This is a genomic window from Spiroplasma endosymbiont of Villa modesta (assembly GCF_964030925.1).
In the GTDB taxonomy this organism is placed as follows: Bacteria; Bacillota_I; Bacilli_A; order Mycoplasmatales; family VBWQ01; genus Spiroplasma_E.
The window spans coordinates 262,824-283,177 of the sequence record NZ_OZ034992.1; the positions used below are offsets into that span (position 1 = coordinate 262,824).

Annotated in this window: 38 protein-coding genes; 37 read left to right on the top strand and 1 reads right to left on the bottom strand. The window is 22.4% G+C overall.

The genetic code is table 4. The annotated features are described in order from the left end of the window. Nucleotides 1–6: 6 nt before the first annotated feature. From AAHM89_RS01640 to AAHM89_RS01790, 31 genes are all read left to right on the top strand, one after another. Nucleotides 7–486: a hypothetical protein gene (locus AAHM89_RS01640; protein ID WP_342266759.1), complete on the top strand. Its 480-nt coding sequence runs from the start codon at nt 7–9 to the stop codon at nt 484–486. Between the two features lie 3 nt (nt 487–489). Further along, nucleotides 490–822: a hypothetical protein gene (locus tag AAHM89_RS01645; RefSeq protein WP_342266760.1), complete on the top strand. Its 333-nt coding sequence runs from the start codon at nt 490–492 to the stop codon at nt 820–822. Nucleotides 823–882: 60 nt separating this feature from the next. Then, nucleotides 883–1,332 carry a hypothetical protein gene (locus AAHM89_RS01650; RefSeq protein WP_342266761.1) on the top strand — a complete coding sequence of 150 codons (450 nt, stop codon included), beginning with the start codon at nt 883–885 and terminating at the stop codon, nt 1,330–1,332. Next, a complete protein-coding gene (locus AAHM89_RS01655) occupies nt 1,310–2,560 on the top strand; it encodes a hypothetical protein (RefSeq protein ID WP_342266762.1) in 1,251 nt (416 codons plus the stop codon). Before AAHM89_RS01650 ends, AAHM89_RS01655 begins: the two co-directional genes overlap by 23 nt. Nucleotides 2,561–2,564: 4 nt before the next feature. Beyond that, nucleotides 2,565–2,969 carry a hypothetical protein gene (locus AAHM89_RS01660; RefSeq protein ID WP_342266763.1) on the top strand — a complete coding sequence of 135 codons (405 nt, stop codon included), beginning with the start codon at nt 2,565–2,567 and terminating at the stop codon, nt 2,967–2,969. Further along, nucleotides 2,906–3,322, top strand: a complete 417-nt coding sequence (locus AAHM89_RS01665; RefSeq protein ID WP_342266764.1) for a hypothetical protein — start codon at nt 2,906–2,908, stop codon at nt 3,320–3,322. Before AAHM89_RS01660 ends, AAHM89_RS01665 begins: the two co-directional genes overlap by 64 nt. A gap of 87 nt (nt 3,323–3,409) precedes the next feature. After that, a complete protein-coding gene (locus AAHM89_RS01670; RefSeq protein ID WP_342266765.1) occupies nt 3,410–3,874 on the top strand; it encodes a hypothetical protein in 465 nt (154 codons plus the stop codon). Continuing rightward, the gene (locus tag AAHM89_RS01675; RefSeq protein WP_342266766.1) at nt 3,862–4,386 is read left to right on the top strand and encodes a DDE-type integrase/transposase/recombinase; all 525 of its coding nucleotides are present in this window, start codon (nt 3,862–3,864) and stop codon (nt 4,384–4,386) included. The genes AAHM89_RS01670 and AAHM89_RS01675 overlap by 13 nt, the downstream gene beginning before the upstream one ends. A gap of 475 nt (nt 4,387–4,861) precedes the next feature. Next, nucleotides 4,862–5,104: a hypothetical protein gene (locus tag AAHM89_RS01680; protein WP_342266767.1), complete on the top strand. Its 243-nt coding sequence runs from the start codon at nt 4,862–4,864 to the stop codon at nt 5,102–5,104. A gap of 39 nt (nt 5,105–5,143) precedes the next feature. Next, the gene (locus AAHM89_RS01685) at nt 5,144–5,374 is read left to right on the top strand and encodes a hypothetical protein (RefSeq protein ID WP_342266768.1); all 231 of its coding nucleotides are present in this window, start codon (nt 5,144–5,146) and stop codon (nt 5,372–5,374) included. Between the two features lie 924 nt (nt 5,375–6,298). Beyond that, nucleotides 6,299–6,550 (top strand): hypothetical protein, encoded by a 252-nt coding sequence (locus AAHM89_RS01690; RefSeq protein ID WP_342266495.1) that lies wholly within the window; start codon nt 6,299–6,301, stop codon nt 6,548–6,550. Nucleotides 6,551–6,718: 168 nt separating this feature from the next. After that, entirely contained in the window at nt 6,719–6,847 is a 129-nt protein-coding gene (locus AAHM89_RS01695) for a hypothetical protein (protein WP_342265855.1), read from the top strand. Beyond that, entirely contained in the window at nt 6,847–7,311 is a 465-nt protein-coding gene (locus AAHM89_RS01700; RefSeq protein WP_338978835.1) for a hypothetical protein, read from the top strand. Before AAHM89_RS01695 ends, AAHM89_RS01700 begins: the two co-directional genes overlap by 1 nt. A gap of 2 nt (nt 7,312–7,313) precedes the next feature. Further along, nucleotides 7,314–7,607, top strand: coding sequence for a hypothetical protein (locus AAHM89_RS01705; RefSeq protein ID WP_342265856.1), 294 nt, complete (start codon nt 7,314–7,316; stop codon nt 7,605–7,607). 3 nt (nt 7,608–7,610) lie between these two features. Beyond that, nucleotides 7,611–7,772 (top strand): hypothetical protein, encoded by a 162-nt coding sequence (locus tag AAHM89_RS01710; protein WP_338978831.1) that lies wholly within the window; start codon nt 7,611–7,613, stop codon nt 7,770–7,772. Next, nucleotides 7,772–8,008 carry a hypothetical protein gene (locus AAHM89_RS01715; protein WP_339041654.1) on the top strand — a complete coding sequence of 79 codons (237 nt, stop codon included), beginning with the start codon at nt 7,772–7,774 and terminating at the stop codon, nt 8,006–8,008. The genes AAHM89_RS01710 and AAHM89_RS01715 overlap by 1 nt, the downstream gene beginning before the upstream one ends. Before the next feature lie 11 nt (nt 8,009–8,019). Next, the gene (locus AAHM89_RS01720) at nt 8,020–8,844 is read left to right on the top strand and encodes a hypothetical protein (protein WP_342266769.1); all 825 of its coding nucleotides are present in this window, start codon (nt 8,020–8,022) and stop codon (nt 8,842–8,844) included. Between the two features lie 16 nt (nt 8,845–8,860). Then, nucleotides 8,861–9,019 (top strand): hypothetical protein, encoded by a 159-nt coding sequence (locus tag AAHM89_RS01725; protein WP_342266539.1) that lies wholly within the window; start codon nt 8,861–8,863, stop codon nt 9,017–9,019. Nucleotides 9,020–9,053: 34 nt separating this feature from the next. Beyond that, nucleotides 9,054–9,242, top strand: a complete 189-nt coding sequence (locus tag AAHM89_RS01730) for a hypothetical protein (protein ID WP_174481134.1) — start codon at nt 9,054–9,056, stop codon at nt 9,240–9,242. Nucleotide 9,243: 1 nt separating this feature from the next. Beyond that, nucleotides 9,244–9,429, top strand: coding sequence for a hypothetical protein (locus AAHM89_RS01735; protein ID WP_281748210.1), 186 nt, complete (start codon nt 9,244–9,246; stop codon nt 9,427–9,429). 17 nt (nt 9,430–9,446) lie between these two features. Next, a complete protein-coding gene (locus tag AAHM89_RS01740; RefSeq protein ID WP_342266492.1) occupies nt 9,447–9,821 on the top strand; it encodes a hypothetical protein in 375 nt (124 codons plus the stop codon). An 18-nt stretch (nt 9,822–9,839) separates the two neighbouring features. Further along, nucleotides 9,840–11,024, top strand: coding sequence for a hypothetical protein (locus tag AAHM89_RS01745; protein WP_342266770.1), 1,185 nt, complete (start codon nt 9,840–9,842; stop codon nt 11,022–11,024). A 15-nt stretch (nt 11,025–11,039) separates the two neighbouring features. Continuing rightward, nucleotides 11,040–12,758, top strand: coding sequence for a hypothetical protein (locus AAHM89_RS01750; RefSeq protein WP_342266771.1), 1,719 nt, complete (start codon nt 11,040–11,042; stop codon nt 12,756–12,758). Between the two features lie 3 nt (nt 12,759–12,761). Continuing rightward, on the top strand, nt 12,762–13,508 hold the full coding sequence (locus tag AAHM89_RS01755) for a hypothetical protein (RefSeq protein WP_342266772.1): 747 nt from the start codon (nt 12,762–12,764) through the stop codon (nt 13,506–13,508). 632 nt (nt 13,509–14,140) lie between these two features. After that, nucleotides 14,141–14,392, top strand: a complete 252-nt coding sequence (locus AAHM89_RS01760) for a hypothetical protein (protein WP_342266495.1) — start codon at nt 14,141–14,143, stop codon at nt 14,390–14,392. Between the two features lie 168 nt (nt 14,393–14,560). Continuing rightward, nucleotides 14,561–14,839, top strand: a complete 279-nt coding sequence (locus AAHM89_RS01765; protein ID WP_342265862.1) for a hypothetical protein — start codon at nt 14,561–14,563, stop codon at nt 14,837–14,839. After that, a complete protein-coding gene (locus tag AAHM89_RS01770) occupies nt 14,832–15,032 on the top strand; it encodes a hypothetical protein (protein ID WP_342266773.1) in 201 nt (66 codons plus the stop codon). Before AAHM89_RS01765 ends, AAHM89_RS01770 begins: the two co-directional genes overlap by 8 nt. Nucleotides 15,033–15,034: 2 nt before the next feature. Continuing rightward, entirely contained in the window at nt 15,035–15,499 is a 465-nt protein-coding gene (locus AAHM89_RS01775) for a hypothetical protein (RefSeq protein ID WP_342266774.1), read from the top strand. A gap of 2 nt (nt 15,500–15,501) precedes the next feature. Then, nucleotides 15,502–15,795, top strand: coding sequence for a hypothetical protein (locus AAHM89_RS01780; protein WP_342265856.1), 294 nt, complete (start codon nt 15,502–15,504; stop codon nt 15,793–15,795). A gap of 3 nt (nt 15,796–15,798) precedes the next feature. After that, nucleotides 15,799–15,960: a hypothetical protein gene (locus AAHM89_RS01785; protein ID WP_338978831.1), complete on the top strand. Its 162-nt coding sequence runs from the start codon at nt 15,799–15,801 to the stop codon at nt 15,958–15,960. Continuing rightward, entirely contained in the window at nt 15,960–16,196 is a 237-nt protein-coding gene (locus AAHM89_RS01790; RefSeq protein WP_174480108.1) for a hypothetical protein, read from the top strand. Before AAHM89_RS01785 ends, AAHM89_RS01790 begins: the two co-directional genes overlap by 1 nt. 155 nt (nt 16,197–16,351) lie before the next feature. On the opposite strand, the gene AAHM89_RS01795 is transcribed toward AAHM89_RS01790, so the two are convergent. Continuing rightward, entirely contained in the window at nt 16,352–17,329 is a 978-nt protein-coding gene (locus AAHM89_RS01795; protein ID WP_342265776.1) for an IS3 family transposase, read from the bottom strand. 104 nt (nt 17,330–17,433) lie between these two features. Between AAHM89_RS01795 and AAHM89_RS01800 the strand changes: the two genes are divergently transcribed. From AAHM89_RS01800 to AAHM89_RS01825, 6 genes are read left to right on the top strand one after another with little or no spacing between them, the layout of a single operon-like run. Next, nucleotides 17,434–18,165 (top strand): hypothetical protein, encoded by a 732-nt coding sequence (locus AAHM89_RS01800; protein ID WP_342266775.1) that lies wholly within the window; start codon nt 17,434–17,436, stop codon nt 18,163–18,165. 16 nt (nt 18,166–18,181) lie between these two features. Continuing rightward, entirely contained in the window at nt 18,182–18,340 is a 159-nt protein-coding gene (locus AAHM89_RS01805) for a hypothetical protein (protein WP_174480221.1), read from the top strand. Nucleotides 18,341–18,375: 35 nt separating this feature from the next. Then, nucleotides 18,376–18,564, top strand: a complete 189-nt coding sequence (locus AAHM89_RS01810; protein ID WP_174481134.1) for a hypothetical protein — start codon at nt 18,376–18,378, stop codon at nt 18,562–18,564. 1 nt (nt 18,565) lies between these two features. Further along, on the top strand, nt 18,566–18,751 hold the full coding sequence (locus AAHM89_RS01815; protein WP_281748210.1) for a hypothetical protein: 186 nt from the start codon (nt 18,566–18,568) through the stop codon (nt 18,749–18,751). Between the two features lie 17 nt (nt 18,752–18,768). After that, nucleotides 18,769–19,143, top strand: coding sequence for a hypothetical protein (locus AAHM89_RS01820; RefSeq protein ID WP_342266776.1), 375 nt, complete (start codon nt 18,769–18,771; stop codon nt 19,141–19,143). An 18-nt stretch (nt 19,144–19,161) separates the two neighbouring features. Then, entirely contained in the window at nt 19,162–20,346 is a 1,185-nt protein-coding gene (locus tag AAHM89_RS01825; RefSeq protein WP_342266770.1) for a hypothetical protein, read from the top strand. Nucleotides 20,347–20,354 lie beyond the last annotated feature (8 nt).

The following is a 20,354-nucleotide window of genomic DNA, read 5'->3' on the forward strand; positions in this document are numbered from 1 at the left end:
GGTTAAATGGAAATTCAAAAACCAGAGTGAAAAACAAGTTATTTAATTCCTTTTACTCGTGGTAGAAGAGATTATATTAAAGATAGAAAAATATATGATTTTAGTTTATTAAATGATATTCAAAAATTAAGAAAAAAACAATTAGATTCAATTAATTTATTATCATTTATATTAATATCTTTAATTATTACTTTATGAAGTACATTACCACAAATAATAATATTACCTAAATGATTATCATTTACAAAATTAGGTATGGAACATGTAGATTGAAAACATAATTGAGGTAATGCAATATGATTAACAATTGTACCTAGTATTGGTGGATTTGGTTTACATCATTTACCAAATAAAGCACCATCAAGAATTAAATTTATATTAAATTTAATAATTAAAATAATACTAATTTTAATATTAATTATTATTTGATATTTACCAAAAATAGAAAAAGAAATAAGAAAAATAAAAAAAGAAAAGGTGGAATAAAAAATGAATTTATCTACAACAGTAATATCAGCAGTATTAAGTGGAGCAGTTGCTAGTGGAGTAATTGTAACTATTGTTTTATTATTTTTATCAAAATTTATTAAAAAATCAAAACAATCAAATTTAGCAAAAGAATTAAAAAATAATAAAGAATTAGAATTTATTAAAGCAAATATTAAACAAATAAATTCTCAATTACAATTAGAAACTACATCAATTGCTAAATCTTTAGATAGTTTTAATAATGATGAAGAAAAGCAAGAAGTATTTAAAAATACTATTATTAGTCAAAGAGCTTCTAAAAAAGAATTATCAGAAAAAGATAAAAAAAAGTAACTAAATTTAAAATTTAAAGGGTTTAAATACCCTTTATTTTACATTAAGGAGTAAATTATTATGGCTATTAAAGAACCATTAATGTTTATAACAATTGAAGAATTTAAAAATTGAAAAGGTTTTAATAAATTAGAATTTGATGATACTACAACACCAGATAATGAAATTTGATTTGCTATTTCAGTTGCAAGTAATAATATTGATTATTTAAGTGGACATTCTATTTCAAAAAAATGACCAGAAACTACATTAACAGAATTTACTGATGAAATACAAACTGCAACTGCATATTATGTTAGATTTTTATTAACAAAAGATAGTAATTATATTCGTGGTCAATCAAGTATTAGTCAAGGTGGTATGACTTATAGTGAAACTAATCCTACTGACCCTTATTTTATTGTTCCAGAAGTATTTAATTGTTTAAGAAAAATTAAAGAATATCCAAATATTACTGGTTTTAATTTAGATGTTTTACCTAAAAGAAATGAAAAGAAATGATTTTTTTAGTAATTTTTATAGTAATTATGGTGAAGATAGTCCTTTTACAAGATATTTAGAATTAATAAATTTAAAAACAAATGATACAAGAGTAAAAATATATCCTAAAAATCCTAAATATTTAATTGGAACTCAATTATGAATTGATACTACTGGTATTAAATCATTTGATAATTTAACAACAATTGAATTATTTACTAAATATTTTAGTAATGATACTATGAAATTAGTTGATGGTAAAGAAGGTCAAGAAAAGAAAGTTATTAGTGCTACTGGTGGTAAAATAGATTTATCTGATTATTATAAAAAATCTGTTTTTATGAAAGGATATTTTACATATAAAGATGATAGAGACCAATTATGAATAAATGATGTTTCAAATAGTTCTCTTGCTATTTCATTATTACTTAATAATAGATATGATAGATTAGAAACTACTAATAAAACTATTGTTGGTGCTATTAATGAAATAAATAAAAAACAAGTTAAAGAAAATTGAAAAGTAATAGGTAAAAGTATAAATAATCGTAAATATGGTGATTTTAATCTTGCTTTTAATACTCTTTATAGAGTAATTATTACATGGGAATCTCCACCATTTCATCAAGTAAATACAAGAATAACAGTAGAATTTAAAACAGGTAATTATTTAGGTGGAATACATGGAAGTAAAATATTTCTTACAAAAGGTTTAATTAATAATGAAAAAGGTATTTTATATTTACAATTATTAGATATTAATAAATGACAATTAATTTTAGAAGGTGGAAATGAAAAATATGCAAATATTTTTTCACTAGAAGAATTACAAAATACAGTTAAAGTAGATATTATTCAACCTATAAAAATTACAAGTCATACTTTAAAAATAAATGAATTAAAAAATAATGAGATTAATATTGAATTACCAAATACTCCAACACCAACTCCAAATATTCCACAATGAAAAGAAGTAGGAACAAAAGTTAATATAAATCATATTAAATATACTTTTAAATCAAATACTAAATATAAAATTTATTATAATTTTGAAAGTCAATCAAGTAATAAGAAATTTGCTTTTATGTCTAAAGAATTTTTATACGGTGAATTGAATACTGATGTTCAAACATTATATTGAGATAAAGTTAATGATAGAATAATAATTTCTTTACAAATGCAAAATGATACCATTGCTATTGTTAGTGACCCTACAAGATATGGTCAACTTTTAAAATTAGAAGAATTACAGGAATAATATTATGAATAAAGAATTTACTTATTTACATGAAATTAGTTATTGATTATTAAATAAAAGTGATTTTACTCATAGTGAATATAATTTAAGTGGAAGTCGTTATTCAAGTAAAACATATAGTATTGCAGAAGAATTAGCAATATTAATTGCTATTTCAATTAAAGTTAATAAATCAATTGCTATATATTGTTTTAGAAAATTAAATAAAGATATTAATGAATTAACAAAAGAAATTGATGAAGCATTAATTAATATTGGTTTTGATTATAAAGATTTTACTTTAAAATATCCAAATAAACAAGCAGATTTTCGTTTTAAAGGTAGTAAATCATTTATTAGAGTTATGTGGGTGTATATAGTAATAGTAATGATAGAATACCACTTAAAGGGCTTTCTAGAAGTGAAATAAAAGGTTTTGATTTAGCAATTGAATGATGTGAAGAAGCAAATGAATTTAGTCAAGCAGAATTTCAAGCAATTACTTTTGCATTAGGTAATGCTAAAAAAACTATTAAAATAAGAAGTTGTAATCCAGATAATATTTATCAATATTTTATTGAATATATGAATAAACGTGTACCTTTTAATTTAGAAATTATGAAATGTAATAATGAACAAATTAAATCAATAGAAGAAAATCAAATGTTTAAATTATTTCATTATTCAAATTGAAAATTAAATGAACATAATTTAAAACAAGATAAAATTAATGATTTAGAAGAATTAGTTGATAGCCACTTGCCACTTAGCCCTTTTTACTAGACCATTAATTTAAAAAACCTGAATGTATTCTAAAAACAATTGTGTTATATAATTAACACTAATTTTAACCTGAAAGGATTTTTATTAATGGATAAAATTAAACAAATAGCATTAGTAATTAACAAATTAAATATCAAAGAAAAAATTAAAATTATTGATGATTGTAAAAATCAATATTCAATTAGAAACCTATGTCAATATCTTCAATTAAACAGATCAACATATTACTTTTTAAAAAATAAACAAAAACCTATTAAAAAAGAAGAAAATCATATTATTAAATGCAATCATAAATATCAAAAAATATGCCAACTTTTAATCGAATTTCATTCTACAAGAAAAGGCAGAATTTATGGATATTTAAGAATTTTTTCAGCTTTTAAAGAGTGATTAAAACAAGAAAAAAATATCATTTTAAATATAGAATTATCAATAAAACAAATGCGAAAAATTATGAAAGAACACAATATTCAAGGATTAAAACAAACTAAAAATAACTATCCTAAAAACAAAAAAATCCAAATAAGTGAATACCTACAATGGATAAAGTAAACAAAGATTATAAAAGTACAACCTCTTCAAATCAAATTTGATCAATGGACACTAAACAAATAAATACTAAAGAAGGATGATTATATCTTTTTGTAATTATTGATTTTTATTCAAATAATGTTGTTAGTTATAATATTGCTCCTAATAAATCATATCAGGATTTAATTCTTCCTGCTCTTGAAAAAATCAACAAACAATTTTCTTGAAATCAAGTAAAAAATGTTATTTTACATTCAGATAACGCCAACGAATTTTATTGTCAGGATATCACAAAATGAGCAGAGGATAAACAAATAATTTTAAGCAAAAAACAACCTTATGATATTGGTGGTAATGTATTATCTGAAAACTGATTTTCTCATTTATCTCAAGAATGACTACCTAAAGGATCAAATCAATATTTATCCATCAATGAAGCTATAAATGATGTAAATCAATATGTTATGTTTTATAATTATGAAAGAATACATTCTAAATTTCTAAAACCACCAATTTTACAAATTAAAATTTAGAATTTTATATCAAAAATGGTCCAGTAATTAAGGGCCAACCACCGATAAATTAATATGAGATTATAATAAATGAGTAGAAAATGTAGTTCCAAAAATTAAACCATTAGAAGTAAATATTAATTTTAAAGATTATTTAGACCCTACATTATTAATTAAAACTTTTAATGATTTAAAAAGATATTATAAAAGTGTAGATGTATATTTACATTATGAATATGAAACAGATGAATTTATTAATCATCAGTCAGATGGTTGTTCTACAACAGAAATTTTTAAACCGTCTAAAATTCAAAATTTTATTTTTTCAAGAGATTTAAAAGAATTATCAATATACAATAAACCACTAAATTTAAAATATTATGAAGACAATAATATAACATATCATGGATTATATGCTGGATATTATGGGAATGGTAAAATAGGCATAGAGATTGATAGAAATGAATATAATTTATATAATATTCAAAGTACCTACATGCAAACTAAAATTGAAGATAATATTGCTACACAAAGTATTGAAAATCAAAAAGATACACTATTAGGTTTTTGTGATTTATCTGATAAAGAATTTAAGTGAAAAATACAATTATTACCTAATATTATGCAATTAGAACTTGGAATTTTTAGTGAAAAATCAGTTTCAGGTTTAATACAATACATAAGATATTATAAATACTATAAATTAAATATATCAAAAATTGTTTTTAACCCAAGATAATTATGTTAGAATTAAAATAAAAAAGTAAGGAATAATTTTATGATATTTTTAGTAAGTATAACTCCAATTTTAGGACTTAAATTAGCAATATTAGGCGCTCTTTTTTTAGTGTTTACTTTAATACCTGGTGTATTATTATTTTGTCATTCTGTAAATGAAAATAAAAAAATAAATTTTAAAGAAAAAAAAACCATTATTGGTACTATATTTTTAATACTATCACTCTTATCTTTTATAGAAATAATTGTTTTTACAACCATTACTTATTAAATTCCCCCACAATCTAATTAAAAAGTTACCAATAAGGTAACTTTTATTTTTTTTCTAATCTTTTTACTATTTTAATTAATTTTGGGAGGTTCCCAAAAAAGTAGGAAGATGAATTACTAGATAAATAAATTCTTTTGAATATTACCATTTCAAAATGATGATAGACAAATTAAATTCTCTTTTACCCTTAAATTTATATTCGACGTATTTTAAAAAATATACATTTAAAAAATTATTATCAAAGGAAAAAGACAAGAAATAATCTTGTCTTTTTTTGTAATTGTAAAATTTTAAAATTTTTATTATTAATACTCTTTAAATATCTACTACACGCAGTGACCAAGTAGGAGAAAGTTAATAATTAATAATCTTCTTTAACACTATTATCAACAAGTGTTAGGGAACTAAAAAAGTGAACTACAACACAGTTGTTAAAAATAGTAGCTAGAACATGTGGACTTGCATGGATAAATAAAAAGTGGAGTGATACCTAATAAAATATACTAACCATTTAATGGTAATTCTTGGGGTGGGAGCGAATTGGAAACTAGTATATATAGACCTGTTGTAGGGACCTATTGTATTAATTCTATTCTTTATTTAACCAACCTTGCCACTCCCCAGTGAGCAAGTGTTGGTTTTATTTTTTATTTTTTTTGAAAAATTTTTTGGGCGAGAAAATAAATTTCAAACTTGTAAAAAAAATTGAGCGGTGCCGGTTCAATTAAAATATTAATTTATTAAACATAAATTAAATAAATATTGAATCGAATGCCTCGATTTCTTTTTAAAATTTCACAATTTATTTTTGAGCCCAGTTTTCATGGAATGAATAAAACGAATAGTAGTATTATTAATAACCTAAAAATCAAAATATATGTTCTTTATGCTAGAAGCAACAGAACATATTAGGAAAGGATTATTATGGTAATAGAAATTCTTGATTATGAAGCACTAAGAAAGATTGATAAAAAAATTAAAAAAAGAAGAAAAAGATGTGTTGAATGTAATGAATTATATGAAGATGACAAAATCCAAATGCTTTATCGCTTTAAAACAGAATTAGAAGCAGAACAACATGATATTAGAAAATTTGAAGATGATTATGATATTGATGAACATTTGGATTATACAAAACCATTTGGATATGTTTGTGATTGATGTAGAAGTGATTAATTATGCAAAAAAAGTATTTTTGTTGAACTTGTAAACAACATAAATTAGATTATTTATTCTTTAATACTAATGATATAAAAACAAGAAAATATTTTTTAAGAGATAAAAATAGTAAAGCAATTTGTTATGACTGTATTTTAAATATTAGGTTAAGTAGGAGGTATAAATATGAATAAAGCAAAATTCATTACATATTTAGAAAATAAAATTGAAAATGATGGATATAGAAGTGCAAATGTTGATGCCATATATTATTCATTAATTAAAAAAATCAATAATGGTGAATTTGATTGATAATGCAATATGAATTAATTATTGGTATTGACCCAGCAGGAATAGGTAGTAATGGAATGGTTATATATTCAAGTGAAACTAATAATATTGTTTTTAATGAAACATTTAATACATTAACTGTTTTATGAACTAAAAATATGTATAAAGAAAAAATGCAATTAATTAAAGAAAAATTTATTGATAAAAAAATATTAGTTATTGTAGAAAATTTCTTTTTAAGTTCAAAACAATTATTAACTAATCCATTAGCAACACCTAAAATTATTGGTGCATTAATGGTATTAGTACAAGATGTTTTCAACTGAGATTATCTAGAAAACCACCCAAAAAATAAAAATAAAATAACAAATTATAAAGGAAATATAAAATTAACAAAACATGAACAAGATGCTTATAAGCATATTCAATATTATTTAAAAAATCATAAAAAAATATTAATTTTTGATAATTATTTAAGGAAATTATAAAAATGAAAGATAAAGAAAATTATGTCAAATTAACAGTAAAACTGAGTAACACTATTGAAGCAAAATATTACGAAAAAGGTAATAAGGAATTATATTATAGTGTTCGTGGTCAATGAAATGGATTAAATTATGTTACTTTAATTTTTAATAAACCAAAACTTTATAACCGATGTATTTTATTAAACAAAAACGATGAAATTATTGTAACTGGTCAAATCTTTAACACTTTAAACATTCCTAAAAATCGTGCATTTTGTTCAATCAATGTTAAATGATTTAAAAAATGAAAAGAGTAAAAAATGATATTATGAAAAATTTTATTAATAGCACCAATATTAATAACAAGTATAACACTAATAATATTTTTAATTTATATAATTAAAGATTTAAAAAATGAATATAAAATATTGAAAATATTAAGTGAAATTTCTAATCAAATTAAAAATAAGGAGAATAATTAATGATAATATTACCTACTTTGTTTGAAAATAAAGATGAAATTGAAATATTATCACCATTTCCAAAAGCAATTCATACAAGTAATGATATTAGAGCAATTATTTTAAGACAATACCCAAATGTTAAATCAAAACACATAATTGTTTCTGAACCCGAAAGTAATGTTGCATTAATAGTTGGTGATAATGATGTTTATCAAGGTTGAATTAAAGTAACAATTAAAAAATTAGAAAATTAAAGGAGATTAAAATGCCAAATATAGAAAATCAATCAAATTATACTTTAACTAAATTAATTAGAACTGGTATAAGTCCTATTTGTGCAATGATTGGTACAAGTGCTTATTATGGTCAAGTAATTGCTAAACCAATATTAGGTTCAATTAATAGTTTATTATTTGGTAAAAAATTAGGTTTAGATATTTGAAATTTAAATCAAAGACCAAATACTAAAACTAAATTAATTAATAGTTCTAAAAAAATAGCATTAGGATTAGGAACAATTGGTTTAGCAAATTATAGTAAATGAACAGAAAATAATATTAATCCTATTATTCCAATAACACCAATTCCAATAACTACTACAACCACAACAGAAGGTCCGCCATGATTACTATTAAATAAACAAGAACATCAGTCATTAATGGATTGAGATACTTATATTTCATTAAATACTTATGGTATTTCAAATCTTATTAGTGGATTAACTGAGTTAATACCTAATAAATTTGAAGCAATAAGAAAGATTTGTAATATGGCAACTGGTGGTTGTTTAATATCAAGTGGGGTTGCTATGGGTATTAATAATGATTTTATGAATGCTTATGCAGTACCTACTATTATTGCTGGTGCAAGTGAAATAATCCATAATTTACTACCTATGGAAACTACAAATCATATTCAAGAAATGCAAGAAACATCATTTAATGATGAAACTGTAAGATTAGTAAATGATAATAGATTCACAATTAATAGTGAAACAACTAGTCAATACGGTAGTGATAATATGAGCAAAGTAGCATTAAATCACGATAATGCTTCATTAAATTGAGATTATAATCACATGAATTTATAAAGGAGGTGAGTAATTTATGAATAAAGAAAAATTAATTGAATATTATAATCACGAAATAAAAACACATAAAGAAAGGATGGAACAATTAAATAAAGAAATTTCTTTATTAGTAACTATTATAAGTAATTCAAAATCGATGATTGAAAGAATTAATGGTGGTCAATTTGATGAATAATTAAAAAATAAATAATTGAAAGGAAAATATTGAAATGAAAGAATTTTTACATGAATTAATAATTATTGGAACAAGTGTTGGAACATTAATTTGCAGAGAAATTATTGTTTTATTAAAAAGATTTATCACAACTCCAAAACATGTTAGAGCAAATAACAAAATTATAAAACATCAAAAAAAATTAGCAAAATTAAACGAAAAAATTAATAAAGGAGAAAAATAATATGACAAAAATTGAATTTAATGAAAAATATAGAAAACAAGATATCAGTATTGATAGAGATTTTGATTTACATATTGATAATTGTTTTAAATTTTCTGATATTGATACATTAGAAAACGCAGTTAATGATTATAAAAAATTAATAAGTGAAATGCCACAATTAGTTAAAGATTGATTATTGGGATAAGATTAGGAGAATGTTAAATGTTAGAAAATGAAAATAATGTTCAACAAACAACTGAACCTTTAAATGAAAATAATGCTCAACAAGAAATAGAAAATAAAGTTAATGAAGCAGAAAATAAGTTAAATAAACTTAATCAAGAAATTAAAGAAAAAGAAATGATTAATATATTTAAAAAATATCAAGTTAAAACTGAATTTTATGATTTTTTAAAATTTAAAACAAGTAATATAGAAAATTCAAAAATTGAAGAAACTATTAAAAAAATGATTAAAGAACAACCAGTATTTAAACAAACAATTAATACAGGTGGCAATAAACAAATAATTATTAATAATAAAACAAATGATAAAGAAAATTTTTTAATTAATTATAAAAAGAAAAATTATTTATAAACGAAAGGAAGAAATAAAATGTCAGTACCATTTAATCAAAATTTAGACAATACAGAGAGATTAGTAGAAGCACCAGAATTTATAGAGTTTTTTAAAATTTCAAATAGTCCATGGGCAAACTTTTTTCCTACTGAAATTGTTGACTCAGTAAATATTGAATTTATTGTTAAAAAACCAAAAAAACCGGAAGTAAAAATTATTGCTTGGGATGATAAAAGTAAAAGATATGAATTACCATATGTTGATACAGATAAAATTAGTAAAAAAATAACTAAAAAATATCTTGCAGGAGAAATTATTGCAGATGTAGATTTAAAAGCAAATAATGGACAAAATTTATTAGATAGTATGCAATATGAAGTTGCAAATGATTTAGCAGATAAATTAGCAATTGATGATACACAAGCAATTGCAAAATTTGCTACTAAAATTGATATTGAAGATACAACACCAGTAGGCTATTTAAAATCGATGTTATCTGCTTGAAATACTTTGTTTCAATTTAGAAACATTGCAAATAGTAAATTTTTTATTACTAATGGTCTTTATGATAGTTTAGTTTATTTAGCTGATAATAAAGGTTTAATTACCGATAATCAGTTAGCACAACAATTACGTTTAAATGGAAATAATTTATATGTAAAAGGTGTATTATGCGAAATCGTTCTTGATGACTATATGATTTTTACTAATGATAAAAATGAACAACAATTAATGACCTTTATTTTAGCAACACCAAGAGCGATGAAAAGATACATGATAGAAAATACAGTTATTTATGTAGATTTTATTAAAGATGATAAAGCAGGAAGAGCATATAAAGTTGCTGGTGAAGTTGTTGGAGAAGCAATACCATATATTTCTAATAATGAAACAACATCAAGATGAATGTTATGTGGAGTTATTAAAACAGAAAAAAATGATTTAAAAACTAAAATTACAGTTTTAACAACAAATATTACTGCAAATGTTAATAACAATAACAATGAATTAAATACACAAATAAAAAGTATTAATGAACTTAAATCATTAAATCCAAATTTAACAAATCCAACTATTAAATATTTTAGTGATGCACAAGGAAAAACTAATGTAAGTAATCAAAAACAAAAAGCGGGTGACTTATACATAGTTATTTCTTCAAATGTTAATGATTTAAATTATAAAGGTTCAACAAATCCAATTAAAATAACTCTTAAATAAAGGAAATTAAATGCCATGCCAATTGGTACAACTAGTACAGCAATACTTTTAAACATAAATAAACCAAAACATACTAGAACAAGTAACCAACAAGAAAATAAAAGTTTTTGATGAGAAATTTTAGAAATGATTGGTGTACAAGTAATTGCAGTAGCACTTGCTCCTTTTACTGGCGGATTAAGTGAAAGTGTAGCCCTTGGATTAGGTGCAAGTGATTTTATTGCAAGTACTATTAATTTTGGTATTTATGCTACAACTGATTTTACTATTAATCAAGTTTATGATTATTTAAAAGGAAATGTAACAAAATTAAATACTTTCTTAAATTTATTACCTGCATTTGCTGGACTTAATAAAATTAGTCGTGGTTATCGTACTACTAAATTTATTAAACTAGCACAAGAAACTAAAACATTAGAACAAGTTGGTATTAAAGAAGCCAAAAATTTACAAGAAATTATTAATCAAGTAAGTGGAAAAGAAATTTTAACAGATAAAATTATTGGTAATAAACGTTATTTAATGAATTATAGTTTTACTCCTAATCGTGAAACAGTATTACGAGATTTAGGTTATGTTGCTGAAAGACAATATAAAAATAATTTTCAAAAATTAGAAACACAAAAGTTAAAAGAACACTTATTATTACAAAATACATTAATAAAATTAAGTCCACAATTAACTCCTAAATTTAAAATTAAAGATATTGAAAAAGCAAATAACTTTTTAAAAAAATTTAATACTGATTTAAAAAAAGTACTATCTATGAATCAGCATGATTGATTAAATTTAGTTCATACAATACATACAGAAAATAGATATGGAAAAACTTTAATTTTAGATTTACAAAAAATTCGTGCTAATGCTATTAAATTTAATTTTAAAAATAATGTTATTCATCAACTTGTTTTAAAAGCAAATCAAAGTTTTAAATATTTTGATATTAGATTTTATTTAAAAAAAGGTTTAAATAAATTTTGAAAAGATACACCATATTTTGAAAAAATAAGAGAAAGTATATATAAATTACAAGAAAAATTTGAAAAGTTAGAAAAACAAGCATTTGAAAAAATTAATAAATTAAAAGAAAAAGTAACTGATTTATTTACTAGTGCAGAAAAAAGAGCAATTAAACATGCACAATTAATTCCATTAAATTCACCAGTATTTATGGGTTGTAAAATTCAACCTTTGTCATTAGATAAATGTGCAATTACCATTTATCATCGCAATCCTAAATATAAACCAATTACAGTTGTTGATAGTATTCTTAAAGCAAAAACTTTTGTTACTCAAATACATCCATTTCATTGATATCGTTGATATAGTGGTTGATACATTGGTTATGGAGTAAATCATAATAAATGATTAAAAGCAATAGCATTTGCTCCGCCAGTTGTTCAAGAAGTAATTAAAGATAGTTTTAAAGTATATAGAGAAATATTTAGAATAATAAGAACTTATCATAAAGTAGTAAATGTTATTAATAATCCTATTGAAAATATTAACAAATCATTTAAAAATGTTGGTTTAAAATTTTCAGTAAATACTTTATTTGGTACTGGATTATTACATCATTTAGAAAAGTTTGCATATAGTCAAGTTGTAGCAAAAAGTAAGAAAAAATTAAAAAAAGGCAAAAATAAAATACAAAAAGAAATTGAACATATAACACATAAAAAAACAAAAAAACATACTCATCATTATAAACAAGCATTTTTTAAGGAATGATAAATTATGATTAATAAACTTTGAACTGATGTCAGTCTTGAAAATTATAATAACTGATATCCATTAACTGGAAAAATTACAGAAACACCACAGCAATATATAAAAACATGACCAAATGTTAATGATTGATTTAAAACTTTTGCTATTCGCGCGCAAAATGATATTAATGCTTATCTTGATTTTATTTTATCTAAATTTCCTTTTGATAGTTTTAAAGATGAATTAATTAAAGAAACATTAAGAGATATGGTTTATGTTATGGTTGAACATTGAGTATTTAATCGTACACCAATTGAATTTAATGTTGATGCTACTATTCAATTTAATAATGGTACTCAATTTAGTGCAAATAGTACTCCTACGATTAATGTTTGAGATTTAGCACCTAGTAGAATGAAAATATGAGCAAGATTAACAGAATTAAAACAAATATTTTCAAGTTATAATGATGATGAAATAGATGTTGAAAAAATTGACTTAAAAGCATTTTATACTAGAAATCAAGTTGATGAATTAATTGAACAACAAAAAGAATTTACATTATTAAAACAAATTAAATTATATGATGATTTAGTTGATGATAATGAAAATGAAAGGGAGGTTCCCAAAAAAGTAGGAAGATGAATTACTATAAAAATAAATTCTTTTCAAAATTACCATTTTAAAATGATGATAGACAAATTAAATTCTCTTTTACCCTTAAATTTATATTCGACGTATTTTAAAAAATATAGATTTTATAAGATAAAATAAAAATTATTATCAAAGGAAAAAGACAAGAAATAATCTTGTCTTTTTTTGTAATTGTAAAATTTTAAAATTTTTAATAACCCTCTTTAATACTATTATCAACACGTGTTAAGGAACTAAAAAAGTGAACTACAACACAGTTGTTAAAAATAGTAGCTAGCATGTGGACTTGCATGGATAAATAAAAAGTGGAGTGATACCTAATAAAATATACTAACCATTAATGGTAATTCTTGGGGTGGGAGCGAATTGGAAACTAGTATATATAGACCTGTTGTAGGGACCTATTGTATTAATTCTATTCTTTATTTAACCAACCTTGCCACTCCCCAGTGAGCAAGTGTTGGTTTTATTTTTTATTTTTTTTTAAAAAATTTTTTTGGGCGAGAAAATAAATTTCAAACTTGTAAAAAAAATTGAGCGGTGCCGGTTCAATTAAAATATTAATTTGTTTAACACAAATTAAATAAATATTGAATCGAATGCCTCGATTTCTTTTTAAAATTTCACAATTTATTTTTGAGCCCAGAATTACTGGAATGAATAAAACGAATAGTAGTATTATTAATAACCTAAAAATCAAAATATATGTTCTTTATGCTAGAAGCAACAGAACATATTAGGAAAGGATTATTATGGTAATAGAAATTCTTGATTATGAAGCACTAAGAAAGATTGATAAAAAAATTAAAAAAAGAAGAAAAAGATGTGTTGAATGTAATGAATTATATGAAGATGACAAAATCCAAATGCTTTATCGCTTTAAAACAGAATTAGAAGCAGAACAACATGATATTAGAAAATTTGAAGATGATTATGATATTGATGAACATTTGGATTATACAAAACCATTTGGATATGTTTGTGATTGATGTAGAAGTGATTAATTATGCAAAAAAAGTATTTTTGTTGAACTTGTAAACAACATAAATTAGATTATTTATTCTTTAATACTAATGATATAAAAACAAGACAAAACTTTTTAAGAGACAAAAATAATAAAGCAATTTGTTATGACTGTATTTTAAATGTTAGATTAAGTAGGAGATATAAATATGAATAAACAAAAAATATTTTCTTATAAAGACCAAGAAATTATTAATAAATATAATAAAAAACGTAATCAAGAAATAACAGAAGAACATTTAAATAATATAGAAAAATTAAAAGAAGATTTTAAAAAAGAAATAATTAATGAATATAAAGAAAAATTAATTAAAGAATTAGAAAAAATAATGTTAGATAAAAATTTGTATCGTGCTGATTCATCATTATTTAATGAATTAAATATTTTATTAGTAAAAATAAAAAATGGTGAATTTGATAATGACTAGATGTATTACATGTAAAAGTTTAACTGAAAATACTACTGGAATTTGTGATTCTCCATACCATAATTCTTTTAATAAAGCAAAATTCATTACATATTTAGAAAATAAAATTGAAAATGATGGATATAGAAGTGCAAATGTTGATGCCATATATTATTCATTAATTAAAAAAATCGATAATGGTGAATTTGAATAATAATGCAATATGACTTAATTATTGGTATTGACCCAGCAGGAATAGGTAGTAATGGAATGGTTATATATTCAAGTGAAACTAATAATATTGTTTTTAATGAAACATTTAATACATTAACTGTTTTATGAACTAAAAATATGTATAAAGAAAAAATGCAATTAATTAAAGAAAAATTTATTGATAAAAAAATATTAGTTATTGTAGAAAATTTCTTTTTAAGTTCAAAACAATTATTAACTAATCCATTAGCAACACCTAAAATTATTGGTGCATTAATGGTATTAGTACAAGATGTTTTCAACTGAGATTATCTAGAAAACCACCCAAAAAATAAAAATAAAATAACAAATTATAAAGGAAATATAAAATTAACAAAACATGAACAAGATGCTTATAAGCATATTCAATATTATTTAAAAAATCATAAAAAAATATTAATTTTTGATAATTATTTAAGGAAATTATAAAAATGAAAGATAAAGAAAATTATGTCAAATTAACAGTAAAACTGAGTAACACTATTGAAGCAAAATATTACGAAAAAGGTAATAAGGAATTATATTATAGTGTTCGTGGTCAATGAAATGGATTAAATTATGTTACTTTAATTTTTAATAAACCAAAACTTTATAACCGATGTATTTTATTAAACAAAAACGATGAAATTATTGTAACTGGTCAAATCTTTAACACTTTAAACATTCCTAAAAATCGTGCATTTTGTTCAATCAATGTTAAATGATTTAAAAAATGAAAAGAGTAAAAAATGATATTATGAAAAATTTTATTAATAGCACCAATATTAATAACAAGTATAACACTAATAATATTTTTAATTTATATAATTAAAGATTTAAAAAATGAATATAAAATATTGAAAATATTAAGTGAAATTTCTAATCAAATTAAAAATAAGGAGAATAATTAATGATAATATTACCTACTTTGTTTGAAAATAAAGATGAAATTGAAATATTATCACCATTTCCAAAAGCAATTCATACAAGTAATGATATTAGAGCAATTATTTTAAGACAATACCCAAATGTTAAATCAAAACACATAATTGTTTCTGACCCCGAAAGTAATGTTGCATTAATAGTTGGTGATAATGATGTTTATCAAGGTTGAATTAAAGTAACAATTAAAAAATTAGAAAATTAAAGGAGATTAAAATGCCAAATATAGAAAATCAATCAAATTATACTTTAACTAAATTAATTAGAACTGGTATAAGTCCTATTTGTGCAATGATTGGTACAAGTGCTTATTATGGGGTGGTTGGCCCTTAATTACTGGACCATTTTTGATATAAAATTCTAAATTTTAATTTGTAAAATTGGTGGTTTTAGAAATTTAGAATGTATTCTTTCATAATTATAAAACATAACATATTGATTTACATCATTTATAGCTTCATTGATGGATAAATATTGATTTGATCCTTTAGGTAGTCATTCTTGAGATAAATGAGAAAATCAGTTTTCAGATAATACATTACCACCAATATCATAAGGTTGTTTTTTGCTTAAAATTATTTGTTTATCCTCTGCTCATTTTGTGATATCCTGACAATAAAATTCGTTGGCGTTATCTGAATGTAAAATAACATTTTTTACTTGATTTCAAGAAAATTGTTTGTTGATTTTTTCAAGAGCAGGAAGAATTAAATCCTGATATGATTTATTAGGAGCAATATTATAACTAACAACATTATTTGAATAAAAATCAATAATTACAAAAAGATATAATCATCCTTCTTTAGTATTTATTTGTTTAGTGTCCATTGATCAAATTTGATTTGAAGAGGTTGTACTTTTATAATCTTTGTTTACTTTATCCATTGTAGGTATTCACTTATTTGGATTTTTTTTGTTTTTAGGATAGTTATTTTTAGTTTGTTTTAATCCTTGAATATTGTGTTCTTTCATAATTTTTCGCATTTGTTTTATTGATAATTCTATATTTAAAATGATATTTTTTTCTTGTTTTAATCACTCTTTAAAAGCTGAAAAAATTCTTAAATATCCATAAATTCTGCCTTTTCTTGTAGAATGAAATTCGATTAAAAGTTGGCATATTTTTTGATATTTATGATTGCATTTAATAATATGATTTTCTTCTTTTTTAATAGGTTTTTGTTTATTTTTTAAAAAGTAATATGTTGATCTGTTTAATTGAAGATATTGACATAGGTTTCTAATTGAATATTGATTTTTACAATCATCAATAATTTTAATTTTTTCTTTGATATTTAATTTGTTAATTACTAATGCTATTTGTTTAATTTTATCCATTAATAAAAATCCTTTCAGGTTAAAATTAGTGTTAATTATATAACACAATTGTTTTTAGAATACATTCAGGTTTTTTAAATTAATGGTCTAGTAAAAAGGGCTAAGTGGCTGGTCAAGTAATTGCTAATCCAATATTAGGTTCAATTAATAGTTTATTATTTGGTAAAAAATTAGGTTTAGATATTTGAAATTTAAATCAAAGACCAAATACTAAAACTAAATTAATTAATAGTTCTAAAAAAATAGCATTAGGATTAGGAACAATTGGTTTAGCAAATTATAGTAAATGAACAGAAAATAATATTAATCCTATTATTCAAATAACACCAATTCCAATAACTACTACAACCACAACAGAAGGTCCGCCATGATTACTATTAAATAAACAAGAACATCAGTCATTAATGGATTGAGATACTTATATTTCATTAAATACTTATGGTATTTCAAATCTTATTAGTGGATTAACTGAGTTAATACCTAATAAATTTGAAGCAATAAGAAAAATTTGTAATATGGCAACTGGTGGTTGTTTAATATCAAGTGGGGTTGCTATGGGTATTAATAATGATTTTATGAATGCTTATGCAGTACCTACCATAGTTGCTGGTGCAAGTGAAATAATCCATAATTTATTACCTATTGAAACTACAAATCATATTCAAGAAATGCAAGAAACATCATTTAATGATGAAACTGCAAGATTAGTAAATGATAATAGATTCACAATTAATAGTGAAACAACTAGTCAATACGGTAGTGATAATATGAGCAAAGTAGCATTAAATCACGATAATGCTTCATTAAATTGAGATTATAATCACATGAGTTTATAAAGGAGGTGAGTAATTTATGAATAAAGAAAAATTAATTGAATATTATAATCACGAAATAAAAACACATAAAGAAAGGATGGAACAATTAAATAAAGAAATTTCTTTATTAGTAACTATTATAAGTAATTCACAATCAATGATTGAAAGAATTAATGGTGGGCAATTTGATGAATAATTAAAAAAATTAAAAATTGAAAGGAAAATATTCAAATGAAAGAATTTTTACATGAATTAATAATTATTGGAACAAGTGTTGGAACATTAATATGCAGAGAAATTATTGTTTTATTAAAAAGATTTATCACAACTCCAAAACATGTTAGAGCAAATAACAAAATTATAAAACATCAAAAAAAATTAGCAAAATTAAACGAAAAAATTAATAAAGGAGAAAAATAATATGACAAAAATTGAATTTAATGAAAAATATAGAAAACAAGATATCAGTATTGATAGAGATTTTGATTTACATATTGATAATTGTTTTAAATTTTCTGATATTGATACATTAGAAAACGCAGTTAATGATTATAAAAAATTAATAAGTGAAATGCCACAATTAGTTAAAGATTGATTATTGGGATAAGATTAGGAGAATGTTAAATGTTAGAAAATGAAAATAATGTTCAACAAACAACTGAACCTTTAAATGAAAATAATACTCAACAAGAAATAGAAAATAAAGTTAATGAAGCAGAAAATAAGTTAAATAAACTTAATCAAGAAATTAAAGAAAAAGAAATGATTAATATATTTAAAAAATATCAAGTTAAAACTGAATTTTATGATTTTTTAAAATTTAAAACAAGTAATATAGAAAATTCAAAAATTGAAGAAACTATTAAAAAAATGATTAAAGAACAACCAGTATTTAAACAAACAATTAATACAGGTGGTAATAAACAAATAATTATTAATAATAAACCAAATGATAAAGAAAATTTTTTAATTAATTATAAAAAGAAAAATTATTTATAAACGAAAGGAAGAAATAAAATGTCAGTACCATTTAATCAAAATTTAGACAATACAGAGAGATTAGTAGAAGCACCAGAATTTATAGAGTTTTTTAAAATTTCAAATAGTCCATGGGCAAACTTTTTTCCTACTGAAATTGTTGACTCAGTAAATATTGAATTTATTGTTAAAAAACCAAAAAAACCGGAAGTAAAAATTATTGCTTGGGATGATAAAAGTAAAAGATATGAATTACCATATGTTGATACAGATAAAATTAGTAAAAAAATAACTAAAAAATATCTTGCAGGAGAAATTATTGCAGATGTAGATTTAAAAGCAAATAATGGACAAAATTTATTAGATAGTATGCAATATGAAGTTGCAAATGATTTAGCAGATAAATTAGCAATTGATGATACACAAGCAATTGCAAAATTTGCTACTAAAATCGATATTGAAGATACAACACCAGTAGGCTATTTAAAATCAATGTTATCTGCTTGAAATACTTTGTTTCAATTTAGAAACATTGCAAATAGTAAATTTTTTATTACTAATGGTCTTTATGATAGTTTAGTTTATTTAGCTGATAATAAAGGTTTAATTACCGATAATCAGTTAGCACAACAATTACGTTTAAATGGAAATAATTTATATGTAAAAGGTGTATTATGCGAAATCGTTCTTGATGACTATATGATTTTTACTAATGATAAAAATGAACAACAATTAATGACCTTTATTTTAGCAACACCAAGAGCGATGAAAAGATACATGATAGAAAATACAGTTATTTATGTAGATTTTATTAAAGATGATAAAGCAGGAAGAGCATATAAAGTTGCTGGTGAAGTTGTTGGAGAAGCAATACCATATATTTCTAATAATGAAACAACATCAAGATGAATGTTATGTGGAGTTATTAAAACAGAAAAAAATGATTTAAAAACTAAAATTACAGTTTTAACAACAAATATTACTGCAAATGTTAATAACAATAACAATGAATTAAATACACAAATAAAAAGTATTAATGAACTTAAATCATTAAATCCAAATTTAACAAATCCAACTATTAAATATTTTAGTGATGCACAAGGAAAAACTAATGTAAGTAATCAAAAACAAAAAGCGGGTGACTTATACATAGTTATTTCTTCAAATGTTAATGATTTAAATTATAAAGGTTCAACAAATCCAATTAAAATAACTCTTAAATAAAGGAAATT